The organism is Vibrio sp. TRT 29B02, from assembly GCF_050113655.1.
Lineage (GTDB): Bacteria > Pseudomonadota > Gammaproteobacteria > Enterobacterales > Vibrionaceae > Vibrio.
In genome coordinates, this window is the sequence record NZ_JBNJOJ010000017.1 from 37143 (window position 1) to 49012 (window position 11870).

General features: G+C 45.0%; 11 protein-coding genes. 1 reads left to right on the plus strand and 10 read right to left on the minus strand.

Features of this window, described 5'->3' with window-relative positions:
- The 10 genes from ACQEXT_RS11965 to rpsB all read right to left on the minus strand — a co-directional run bounded on the left by ACQEXT_RS11965 (position 1) and on the right by rpsB (position 10601).
- Positions 1 to 510, minus strand: a complete 510-nt coding sequence (locus ACQEXT_RS11965) for an OmpH family outer membrane protein (protein WP_426952219.1) — start codon at positions 508 to 510, stop codon at positions 1 to 3.
- Positions 511 to 526: 16 nt separating this feature from the next.
- A complete protein-coding gene (gene bamA / locus ACQEXT_RS11970; RefSeq protein ID WP_426952221.1) occupies positions 527 to 2938 on the minus strand; it encodes an outer membrane protein assembly factor BamA in 2412 nt (803 codons plus the stop codon).
- 38 nt (positions 2939 to 2976) lie between these two features.
- Positions 2977 to 4335: a sigma E protease regulator RseP gene (gene rseP / locus ACQEXT_RS11975; RefSeq protein WP_426952223.1), complete on the minus strand. Its 1359-nt coding sequence runs from the start codon at positions 4333 to 4335 to the stop codon at positions 2977 to 2979.
- Complete coding sequence (gene ispC, locus ACQEXT_RS11980; protein ID WP_426952224.1) at positions 4332 to 5540, minus strand: 1-deoxy-D-xylulose-5-phosphate reductoisomerase; 1209 nt, start codon at positions 5538 to 5540, stop codon at positions 4332 to 4334. Before ispC ends, rseP begins: the two co-directional genes overlap by 4 nt.
- A 41-nt stretch (positions 5541 to 5581) precedes the next feature.
- A complete protein-coding gene (locus tag ACQEXT_RS11985; protein ID WP_138973454.1) occupies positions 5582 to 6424 on the minus strand; it encodes a phosphatidate cytidylyltransferase in 843 nt (280 codons plus the stop codon).
- 11 nt (positions 6425 to 6435) lie between these two features.
- Positions 6436 to 7191: an isoprenyl transferase gene (locus ACQEXT_RS11990; protein WP_138973455.1), complete on the minus strand. Its 756-nt coding sequence runs from the start codon at positions 7189 to 7191 to the stop codon at positions 6436 to 6438.
- Positions 7192 to 7286: 95 nt separating this feature from the next.
- On the minus strand, positions 7287 to 7844 hold the full coding sequence (gene frr, locus ACQEXT_RS11995; RefSeq protein WP_138973456.1) for a ribosome recycling factor: 558 nt from the start codon (positions 7842 to 7844) through the stop codon (positions 7287 to 7289).
- A gap of 97 nt (positions 7845 to 7941) precedes the next feature.
- Positions 7942 to 8673: a UMP kinase gene (gene pyrH, locus ACQEXT_RS12000; protein ID WP_138973457.1), complete on the minus strand. Its 732-nt coding sequence runs from the start codon at positions 8671 to 8673 to the stop codon at positions 7942 to 7944.
- A gap of 225 nt (positions 8674 to 8898) precedes the next feature.
- Entirely contained in the window at positions 8899 to 9741 is an 843-nt protein-coding gene (gene tsf, locus ACQEXT_RS12005; protein WP_269376689.1) for a translation elongation factor Ts, read from the minus strand.
- 131 nt (positions 9742 to 9872) lie between these two features.
- Positions 9873 to 10601 carry a 30S ribosomal protein S2 gene (rpsB, locus tag ACQEXT_RS12010; RefSeq protein WP_269376688.1) on the minus strand — a complete coding sequence of 243 codons (729 nt, stop codon included), beginning with the start codon at positions 10599 to 10601 and terminating at the stop codon, positions 9873 to 9875.
- A 362-nt stretch (positions 10602 to 10963) separates the two neighbouring features.
- On the opposite strand from rpsB, the gene map reads away from it, so the two are divergent.
- A complete protein-coding gene (gene map, locus ACQEXT_RS12015) occupies positions 10964 to 11842 on the plus strand; it encodes a type I methionyl aminopeptidase (protein WP_138973459.1) in 879 nt (292 codons plus the stop codon).
- Positions 11843 to 11870 lie beyond the last annotated feature (28 nt).

The window sequence follows — 11870 nt, forward strand, 5'->3', positions numbered from 1 at the left end:
TTATTTTAGTTGTTTAATTACTTTTTCTGTCACGTTGAATTCAGGTTTGCCGTATTGCATAGTTTGAATATCAACAATAATGTCGTAGCCTTCTTTTTCAGCCACTTTTTTCACTGCATCCTGAATAGTTATAAACAGTTTTTGCTTCTCTTCTGCTTCACGACGTGCGCTAGCTTGTTCCAAAGCTTGGCCCTTGATCTTGTACTTGCTATCAAGCTGACCAATTTCAATACGTAGTTTCTCTATTTCTTCCTGACCAAGTAGTTCACCATCACGCTGCAACTTCTCAATCTTCGTTTTTGCTTGCGCTTTGATCGCCTTTAGCTCGTCAGCTTTGTCCTTGAACTCTTCTTGCATTTTTTGCAATACGACTTCACGTTGAGGAAGCGCTTGAAATACTTGAGCTGTATTCACATAGCCGATCTTTTGCGCCGCTTCAGCAGCATTTGCAAAAAAAGAAGACGTCATCACAACAAGGCTTAGACCAGCCGCTTTAATCGTTTTATTCACTTTTATTTCCTCTAGATTAGAAGGTTCTGCCGATGGTGAAAGTGAAGAACTCTTCATCATCACCTTCGTAACTTTCAATAGGTTTCGCAATGGAGAAGACTAATGGTCCCATTGGAGACATCCACTGCAACGCCGCACCATAAGACGCACGATAGTTTGTCGGGTCAGAGAAGTCACCATAGTATGGATCATTCGCATACTTAGGATCGTAGACAAACTCAGTGTCCCATACACTCGCGGCATCAATAAACACACTGGTACGGATTTGACTTCTCACTTCTTCAGAAGCGAAAGGCGTTGGTACGATAAGCTCTAGGCTTGCAAGAGCAACTGCGTTACCACCGACTGAATCGTCGGTTGCTGACACACAACTGCTGCTATTACAGGTATCTGGGTTGCCGTTGGTTGTGTAAACCGCTTTAGGACCCGCACTGTTTGAGCCAAAACCACGTAGGGTTGTAAAACCACCCGCATAGTAGTTTTCATAGAACGGGAATAAGTTGTCGTTGCCGTCGGTTTTGCCATAGCCATTACCATAGCCCAAGCGACCACGCATCAGTAACGTAAACTCATGCTTCTTAGTGATCGGCACGTACTGTCTTACATCATACTGGAGTTTGAAGTACTGTGCGTCTGAGCTCGGTACCGTTGCCTTAGCAAATGCACGTTGATAGTTACCAGCAGTCGGGAAGTAACCACGGTTAAGGTTATTTCGCGTCCACGCAATGTTCATATCAAAGTCATTGGTAATGATATCGCCGTCGGCTTGACCGATACTTTGAGCAAAACGTTGGGCTTGGTCGTAGGTCGGAACATTACCAATCTTGTTGTGAGTGTAGCCGACACCAATTTCAAAACGGTTCAGCTCATCGAATGGGAAACCCCAAGTTAAGCTGGCACCATAACTTTCGTTGGTGTAGTCAACGATACCCGCTTCCGATGCTTCAAACTCGTTGTAGAAGATCTTTCCGCCCAAACTAACACCATCAAGGTTCCAGTATGGATCACGGTAATCTAAGCTGATGTTTTTCTGGTAGTCGTTCATCATTGCATTGATACCAACGCGGTTACCACTACCCGCAAAGTTATCTTGCTGAAGACCAACCTGGAAACTCACACCAGACTCGGTACCATAACCGATACCAAAGTTAACGCTGCCTGAGTTCGCTTCTTTTACGCTGTAGACCAAATCCACTTGGTCTTCACTACCGGGTACGCGAACGGTCTGCACATCAACGGTTTCAAAGAAACCTAAACGGCTAAGACGGTTTTTACCCGTTTCAATCGATTTGGAGTTAAGCCAGCTGCCTTCCATTTGACGCATTTCACGACGTAAAACTTCATCTTTCGTCGCATTGTTGCCCACAAAACGGATATCGCGAACATAGATACGGTTACCCGCTTCCACGTTCACCACCAGCGAAACAGATTGGTTTTCATCATCGAATTCAGGAACGGTGCGAACTTGAGGATAAGCATAACCTGCTTCGCCTAGCAGGCGTTTAACGCCTTCTTCCAATCCAGTTACCGCAGAACCGTTGTAGGTTTCACCCGGTTCAAAAGTAACTAGATTTTCAAATTCTTGCTCTTTGCCTAGCAGCTCACCACGGAATTTCACATCTTTTACTGTGTAAGGCAGGCCTTCATTAAGGCCAAGGGTGATATAAACCCCTTTCTTGTCTGGTGAAATAGCAACCTGAGTAGAATCGATCTGGAACTTCAGATAACCACGGTCTAGGTAATAAGATTTCAGCGCCTCAATATCACCAGCAAGCACTTGTTTTTGGTACTTGTCATCAGATAGGAAGTTCCACCAAGCGACATCCACATTAAGTTCAAAGCGGCTTAGGAGCTCTTCATCGGTGTATTGTGTATTACCAATAAAGTTAATCTGCTTGATCTTAGCTGAAACACCTTCAGTAAAGACAAACTTTAAGTCTGAACGGTTACGAGGCAGTGGCGTCACCACAGCTTTAACGTTCGCATTGTACTTACCTACGCTGTAATAGAAGTCTTCAAGACCTTTTTCAATCGTAGATAGCGTTGTGCGGTCAAGCGCTTCACCAACGCGGATACCTGATGCATCGAGGTTCTGCTGTAGTTGCTCTTCTTTGATTGCTTTGTTGCCAGAGAAAGAGATACTTGCAATTGTTGGTCGTTCTTTAACTTGAACCACCAACACATCATTATCTCTTAAAACTTTGATGTCTTCGAAGTTACCAGTGGCATAAAGAGCACGAATCATTTCAGAGACATCTTGGTTATCAACCGTGTCTCCAATACGGACTGGCATTTTTAGTAATGCCGCACCGAGTGCAACACGCTGAAGGCCTTCAATTTTGATATCTTGAACTACAAAGTTCTCGGCACCATTTGCACTCACGCTTGTTGCTAACAAGGTGGCAAACAGAATATTTTTCATCGCCATATTTGTTTTAGTTATTCCTTACTTCAACCTTTACTCAGCTAAAGACGAGCAAAATCATTGAAAATTGCCACTGCCATAAGAGAGAAGATAATAGCTCCGCCTATGCGGAAACCCATTTCCTGTACCTTTTCTGGTACTGGGCGTCTGATTACAGCCTCAATAGCAAAAAACAATAAATGTCCGCCATCTAGCATAGGCAGCGGTACAAGGTTAATAATCCCTAAGTTCACACTGATTAATGCGAGGAACCCCAAGAAATAAACTAAGCCGTAATCGGCCGTCGTTCCGGCTCCTTTCGCGATAGAAATAGGTCCACTTAAGTTATTCAATCCCACATCACCTACTATCAGTTTCTTCAACATACTGATAGTCAGATTGATTACTTGACCTGTTTTCTCAACCGCTTTACCGACTGATTCAATTACACCAAATTGTAAGTCGAAGCGATAATTTTCTGGCCATTCTGCGACTTCAGGTGCGATTCCCGCAAAACCTATTACTTTATCACCTGATAGCTCACGACTATCTGGAATGATGGTCAGTAACAGAGTTTGACCATGGCGTTCAACGACGAGTTCAACCGGAGAGTTAGGGTGCTGCTGAATACTTGTCACCACCTGCTGCCAATCAGTGACTTCAACACCATCCACTTTGGCTAAGCGGTCGCCAATTTCTAGCCCCGCACGTGCACCTGCACCCTCAGGTGAGACACTGGTGAGTCGAGCCGTGATTTCTGGCGTATAAGGTACAAACCCTAACGCTGACATAGCAGACTCTTTCTCGGGGTCAAAGTTCCAATTACGCAGGTCAAAGTGCTTAATTTCTTCGATACCAACACCTTCAACCGGCGCAACGGTTATGGTGAGTTGATCATCGCCAATATGAGAAATCAAACCCATATTAACCGATTCCCAATCCGCAGTTTTGACGCCAGAAACGGCTTTTAGTTCCATACCAGGTTCTAAACCTGCTTGGGCAGCAATAGAATAAGGAGTAACTTGACCAACTACAGGCTTCACAGCGGGAACACCGATCAGAAAAACCAACCAGTATGCAAAGATAGCAAAGAGGAAATTAAATGCAGGTCCAGCGGCGACAATAGCGGTGCGCTTCCACAAAGGCTTTCTGTCGAACGCATATTGCTCGTCACCTTGAGCCAAATCATCGACTCGCCCATCAAGCATCTTCACGTAGCCACCGAGCGGAATAACAGACACACTGTACTCAGTGCCATCTTGTCCCACTTTACTCCATATCGATTTACCAAAACCGATAGAAAACTTTTCGACTTTTACACCACAACGGCGTGCCACCCAAAAGTGACCAAACTCATGGACTGCGACTAAGATGCCTAAAGCAACTATGAAGGAAACAAAGTTCCATAAAATACCGGTCATAGCTTACGCTCTCTTACCCAATTGGCCGCTAATTCTCTTGCCATTCTATCGACCTCGAGAATGCTTTCCAAGTCGCGACAGTGCGACTGGTTAGTATCAGCACAGACTTTGTTCAGTACTTTCTGATTAACCACTGCTATATCAGTAAACGACAACTGTCGACCAAGGAATGCGCTGACCGCAACTTCATTAGCCGCATTGACAGCGGTCGTGGCATGTTGACCTTCATAGCAGGCATCAATCGCCAGCTTCAAGCATGGGTATCGAGCGTAGTCAGGCTCTAGAAACGTTAGCTGACCAACTTTCGTAAAATCAAGAGGTGCTACACCGGCTGATACACGATCAGGGTAAGACAAAGTTAACGCAATTGGCGTCGCCATATCAGGTTCGCCCATTTGCGCTAACACAGAACCATCGCGATATTGCACCATCGAATGAATAACCGATTGAGGATGAATCAGTACTTTCAGCTGTTCGCGTGATGTATTAAACAGCCACTTAGCCTCGATATATTCCAACCCCTTATTCATCATGGTCGCTGAATCTACCGAAATTTTCGGCCCCATTGACCAGTTAGGATGAGCGATCGCCTCTTCAGGTGTAACACGGCTTAGCGTATCAATATCGCTGTAACGGAATGGGCCACCTGAACCAGTAAGCAGGATATTTGAGATACCATGCTGATTTAAATCACAGCGGCCTAAGTTGGTTTGAATCTCGCTCGGTAAACATTGGAATATTGCATTGTGCTCACTGTCAACAGGCATTAGCTCTGCGCCATGCTGCTTGACGGCATCAATAAACAGTTGCCCAGACATGACTAAGGCTTCTTTGTTGGCAAGCAGCACGCGTTTACCCGCTTTCACCGCCGCCATCGTTGGCAATAGACCAGCTGCACCAACGATCGCAGCCATAACGGTATCAACTTCATCAAAGGAAGAGACATGACACATTGCATTAACGCCTGAAAGTACTTCAGTGGCAATGTTCAGTTCTGCCAATTGCTGTTTTAGCGTCATGGCTGCACCGTCGTTTGCCATGACGGCATACTTAGGCTGCCATCTCTGGCACAATTCGCGCATTTTCGCGACGTTGTTACCCGCGGCAAGCGCGACAACAGAAAATTGTTGTGGGTTCTGTTCGATGACTTTAAACGTGCTTGCACCGATCGAACCAGTAGCACCTAAAATTGTTAGCTTACGCATAGCAATAAACCGATTGATGACTTAGGCAAGCCGAAGCTCGCCTAAAAAATGAAGTAAAGAAATGCAAAAACAGGGAATGCCGCTGTCAAGCTATCGATGCGATCCAGCACACCGCCATGGCCTGGGATAATATTACTACTATCCTTTATACCTGATACGCGCTTAAACATGCTTTCGACTAGGTCACCTAATACAGAAATCACTACCGTCACTAAAGTAATTGCAATCATGACCAGTGGACTGGAAAATTCTATATCGAACCAATCAGCTGCTAACCAGCCAATAACCACAGCAGTGATAATACCGCCGATCAGACCTTCAATGGTTTTATTCGGACTCACATGGGGAGCCATCTTGCGTTTACCCAAGCTCTTGCCGGCAAAATAGGCACCGCTATCGGCAGCCCATACGATCAAACATACATACAACACAAGCTTGGCACCATGGTACGCATCACTATCAATGCCTTCAGCGCGCAGCAGTAACACGCTCCAGAAGAAAGGTAATAGTGTCAGAATACCAAATGCGTGTCGGAGTAATGTTGAGTTTTGCCACAACGCCGAAGACTTGGGATAGGTAATCGCTAATAAGCTTGAGACAATCCACCAAACACAGCCCACTGCTAATACCATATAGTGCGGCTCTACAACTTGGTTGAGACTAATGGCATCAAATGGAATAAAGGCCATACTTAGCGCACTAACTAGTACTGCAGGAATAAGTGCCATCCAACGAGATTTCGGTTCTACAAACTGAGTCCACTCCCAATAGCCAATCAACATTACAGCAGCAATGGCTAGTGTAAACAGTGGCAGCGAGAGTTCAAAAATCCCCAAAATCACTAAAGGAGCAAGGATAAGCGCAGTTATAATTCTTTGTTTCAAACTTAGGTCCTTTATTCGCTTTCCATCAATGCCTTGATCTGTTCGCCAGTGCAACCAAAACGTCGCTCACGATTGACAAACCAAGTCACTGCTTCGATCAAGCTGTTTTCATCAAACTCGGGCCAGTATATCGGTGTAAAGTACATTTCTGCGTAAGCCATCTGCCAAAGCATGAAATTACTGATCCTACATTCACCGCTGGTCCGAATCATTAAATCAACTTCAGGTAAATCTGCCATGGTTAAGTGTTGAGTGATCAGCTCTTCGCTAATCTCATCACACGTTAGTTCACCGGCGGCAACCTTAGCTGAAATTGCTTTTGTTGCCTGCATAATATCCCACTTACCGCCATAATTCGCTGCAATGTTAATGACCATTCCTGTATTTGAGGCAGTCATTGCTTCAGCCTGAGCGATTTTCTTTTGCAAGCGGTCATTGAAACGAGAGGTTTCACCAATCACTCGTAGGCGTAAGTTGTTCTTATGCAGTTTTTTCACTTCCGTTGAAAGCACTGTAATGAACAGTTCCATCAAAACGCCAACTTCTTCTTCTGGCCTTCTCCAGTTTTCACTGCTAAACGCAAAAAGAGTAATAGCCTTGATTCCGAGCTTTGCCGAAGTCGCAATGGCTTTTCGTACCGCTGCAACACCATTTTTATGGCCAAACACACGAGGTTTACCTTGTGCCTTTGCCCAACGGCCATTGCCATCCATAATGATTGCGATATGTTTTGGAAGTAAATCAGGGGAGAGTTGTGAATTATGCATAAGACGTTGATAGATAATCGGCAGGGACAAAGAGTAGCATAAAAAAACGCTGTGCTGCGAGCACAGCGCCAATTATGCGTTAAGTTTATGGAGAATTAGACTTCCATCAACTCTTTTTCTTTTGCCGCTAGCACTTCGTCAACAAGTTTAACTGCTGCATCAGTAAGTTTTTGAATCTCTTCCTGACCTTTACGATCTTCATCTTCAGAGATTTCTTTGTCTTTAAGTAGTGCTTTTAGCTCACCGTTTGCATCACGACGGATGTTACGGATCGCAACACGACCACCTTCAGCTTCACCACGAACGATCTTAACAAGGTCTTTACGACGCTCTTCTGTTAGCGGTGGAAGTGGAACGCGAATGATAGTACCCGCAGACATTGGGTTTAAACCCAAATCAGACATCATGATTGCTTTCTCAACTTTTTGAGTCAGCTCTTTATCAAATACCGTGATTGCTAGCGTACGAGCATCTTCTGCAATAACGTTCGCTACTTGGTTAAGAGGTGTTGATGCGCCGTAGTACTCGACCGAGATACCAGATAATAGGCTTGGGTGCGCACGACCTGTGCGAACTTTAGAAAGGTTGTTCTTTAGCGCTTCAACGCTTTTTTCCATGCGCTCTTGAGCGTCTTGTTTGATTTCGTTAATCACAATATCACCTTAATGTGTAAATCTTTCTCGAAGAAAGCCTAATCGGGAGTCTTCAAAAGGCAATACCGCAGCATTAAATCTGCTGCGGCGATTGGAATTACTCTGCGTCGCTGATTAGCGTGCCTTCTGCTTCACCCATAACCACGCGACGTAGTGCGCCTGGCTTATTCATGTTGAATACGCGAATTGGCATTTTGTGGTCACGAGCTAACGTGAACGCTGCCAAATCCATCACTTTCAGTTCTTTATCAAGAACAGCATTGAATGAGAGCTTATCATACAGTTCTGCGTCTGGGTTTGCTACAGGGTCAGCACTAAATACGCCATCCACTTTTGTCGCTTTTAGAACTACGTCCGCTTCAATTTCAATACCGCGCAAACAAGCAGCAGAATCCGTCGTGAAGAATGGGTTACCAGTACCTGCTGAGAAGATAACCACGCGGCCTTGGCGAAGTTCGCGGATAGCATCAGCCCAGTTATAGTCGTCACACACACCTTTCAAAGGAATTGCTGACATTACACGAGCATTCACGTAAGCACGGTGCAGTGCATCGCGCATTGCTAGACCATTCATTACTGTTGCAAGCATACCCATGTGGTCGCCCACAACTCGGTTCATACCCGCTTCAGCTAGACCTGCGCCACGGAAAAGGTTACCACCACCGATTACCACACCCACTTGAACACCAAGTTCAACCAGCTCTTTTACTTCTTGTGCCATACGATCAAGGATCGCAGGATCGATGCCGAAACCTTCATTGCCTTGAAGAGCTTCACCACTCAGTTTTAACAGAATACGTTGATACGCTGGTTTAGGGTTCGTTGTCATGGAGTTTACCTTCCAAAAAGAGAGTTATTGATTAACAGTCATGGATAGAGGAAAGAACCTAGTGATTCGTTCTAAGTCGCTAGAGAAGACCTTGGCACTCTAGGGACTTGACACTGACATCTAGGTGTTGTTTCCCCTATTCATCACGGCTAACCGTTTACTACCGTTATCGTAAAAAGACCGCAGCCAAGGCCACGGTCTAATATTTGCACAATTCGCTAAGGATTAACCTTTTTGAGCTAGTGCTACTTCTTCAGCGAAGCTTAGGCCTTCTGCTTTCTCGATACCTTCACCAACTTCTAGGCGAACGAACGTAGAAACTGAAGCACCTTTTTCTTTCAGCATTTCGCCAACAGTTTTCTTAGGCTCCATGATGAAAGCTTGACCAGTTAGAGAAACTTCGCCAGTGAATTTCTTCATGCGGCCTTCAACCATTTTCTCTGCGATTTCTTTTGGCTTGCCTTCGTTCATAGCGATTTCTACTTGAACTTCACGCTCTTTCGCTACTACTTCAGCTGGTACGTCTTCTGGGTTCACGTATTCTGGACGTGAAGCAGCAACGTGCATTGCAACGTGCTTAAGAGTTTCCGCGTCGCCTTCACCAGCAACAACAACACCGATTTTCTCGCCGTGACGGTAAGAAGCTAGTGCAGCACCTTCAACGTATTGTACGCGACGGATGTTGATGTTTTCACCGATTTTAGCAACTAGAGCTACACGCTCTTCTTCGAACTTAGCTACTAGTTCTTCAACAGATGATTTAGCCGCTAGAGCTTCTAGAGCTACTTTTTCAGCGAATGCTGTGAAGTTACCATCTTTAGCAACGAAGTCAGTTTGGCAGTTAACTTCAAGAAGAACAGCAACACCGTTTTCTTCTTTGATGATGATTGCGCCTTCAGCCGCTACGTTACCTGCTTTCTTAGCAGCTTTAGCAGCACCTGATTTACGCATGTTTTCGATTGCTAGTTCGATGTCAGCGTTTGCTTCAACAAGCGCTTTCTTACATTCCATCATACCTGCGCCAGTACGTTCGCGCAGTTCTTTAACTAGAGCAGCAGTAACAGCCATTCTCTATTCCTCAGTTGATTCTGGATTTGGTAAAAAACAGGGGCCTACATTTTCGGCCCCTGCTGATAACTATAACTCAGTTTATGCTACAACTTGGTTGCACATAGACTAAGTGTGACTCGGAGCCGCTATTATTCAGCTTCTACGAAACCGTCTTTCTCAGCAACAGCAGCTACGTCTTTGTTACGACCTTCAGTTACTGAAGCAGCAGCAGCGTTTAGGTAAAGCTGAACTGCACGGATCGCATCGTCGTTACCTGGGATGATGTAGTCAACGCCGTCTGGGTTAGAGTTAGTATCTACTACAGCGTAAACTGGGATACCTAGGTTGTTAGCTTCTTTAATCGCAATGTGTTCGTGATCAGCATCGATTACGAATAGAGCGTCTGGTAGGCCGCCCATGTCTTTGATACCACCAAGAGATTTCTCTAGCTTCTCCATTTCACGAGTACGCATTAGAGCTTCTTTCTTAGTTAGTTTGTCAAAAGTACCGTCTTGAGCTTGAGCTTCAAGTTCTTTTAGACGCTTGATTGATTGACGAACAGTTTTGTAGTTTGTAAGCATACCGCCTAACCAGCGGTTGTTTACGTAGTACTGGTTGCTTGCGATTGCAGCTTCTTTAACAGCTTCAGATGCAGCGCGCTTAGTACCTACGAATAGAACTTTACCTTTCTTCTCGCCAACTTTAGCTAGTTCAGCTAGAGCTTCGTTGAACATTGGTACAGTTTTTTCTAGGTTGATGATGTGAACGCGGTTACGAGCACCAAAGATGAATGGCTTCATTTTTGGGTTCCAGTAACGAGTTTGGTGACCGAAGTGAACACCAGCTTTCAGCATATCGCGCATTGATACAGTTGCCATTTTAAAATCCTCTATGGGGTTAGGCCTCCACATCCCCCATAACTCCGACTAGGCTTCTGCCCAGCACCCCGGAATATGTGACGGAATGTGTGTGATTTAAAGATATAAGTTAGTCGGAAGTAATCAGTTTCGCCACCTGATAAACGTTCAGCTAGAGAGAACAGACCACATTTCCGGCGCGCTTTATACCATATTTTTGCCTATCATGGCTAGTAAAAAAACGATTGTTAGGGATGAGAGTGCACTATTTTCATTCCCACACGTACTATCGAAAGATGAAGAATAATTCTCATTATGTTGTGTTCCTGATAGAATGCGCCGATTCGCACTCACTTGTGCACAAGAACAAATAGAGAAAGCCGATGTCAATCAAGATTAAAACAGCTGAAGAAATCGAACGTATGCGACTAGCGGGCGCGTTGGCCGCTGAAATCCTAGAAATGATCGAACCGCACATCAAAGAAGGTGTGACAACAGATGAGCTAAACCAAATCTGTCACGATTACGGGATTGAAAAAGGCGCATATTCTGCACCTCTTGATTACCATGGATTCCCTAAATCAATCTGTACGTCCATCAACCACATTGTATGTCACGGTATTCCAGCTTCAGCAGACGAAGTAGGCAGCAATGGGCAACTGAAACCTGCTGTGCTCAAAAATGGCGACATCATTAACGTTGATATTACCGTGATCATCCCTAACGATGCTGACGCTGATTTGTCTGTCCGCCCAGAGGGTTACCATGGTGATACATCGAAGATGTTCTTTGTCGGCGAAGTATCTCCTGCTGACAAACGTCTATGTATGGTCACCCAAGAAGCGCTATACATTGGTATGCGTCAAGTAAAACCAGGCGCAACCGTTGGTGATATTGGTACGGCAATTGAGAAATACATCAAGACTAACAACAAGAACAATCCACGCAATAAGTTCTCTATTGTTAAAGATTTCTGTGGTCACGGTATTGGTAACGAGTTCCACGAAGAGCCTCAAATCGTTCACTACAAAAATAACGACCGCCGAGTACTAAAAGAAGGCATGTGTTTTACCATTGAACCAATGATTAACGAAGGTAAGTTTGGCGTGACTGTTGATGCCGAAGATGATTGGACGGTTTACACTGGTGATGGTAAGAAGTCAGCCCAGTATGAACACACCATCTTGGTGACGAAAAACGGCTGTGAAGTGTTAACGCTGCGTAGCGATGACACCATCCCTCGCCTAATGAACAACGCATAATCACCGCAAGTTCCTCAAATATCCCCGC

Coding starts and splice junctions, on each gene's coding strand:
- bamA (WP_426952221.1), bottom strand. CDS start 2,938: ATGGCGATGAAAAATATTCTGTTTGCCACCTTGTTAGCAACAAGCGTG.
- rseP (WP_426952223.1), bottom strand. CDS start 4,335: ATGACCGGTATTTTATGGAACTTTGTTTCCTTCATAGTTGCTTTAGGC.
- ispC (WP_426952224.1), bottom strand. CDS start 5,540: ATGCGTAAGCTAACAATTTTAGGTGCTACTGGTTCGATCGGTGCAAGC.
- ACQEXT_RS11990 (WP_138973455.1), bottom strand. CDS start 7,191: ATGCATAATTCACAACTCTCCCCTGATTTACTTCCAAAACATATCGCA.
- pyrH (WP_138973457.1), bottom strand. CDS start 8,673: ATGACAACGAACCCTAAACCAGCGTATCAACGTATTCTGTTAAAACTG.
- tsf (WP_269376689.1), bottom strand. CDS start 9,741: ATGGCTGTTACTGCTGCTCTAGTTAAAGAACTGCGCGAACGTACTGGC.
- rpsB (WP_269376688.1), bottom strand. CDS start 10,601: ATGGCAACTGTATCAATGCGCGATATGCTGAAAGCTGGTGTTCACTTC.
- map (WP_138973459.1), top strand. CDS start 10,964: ATGTCAATCAAGATTAAAACAGCTGAAGAAATCGAACGTATGCGACTA.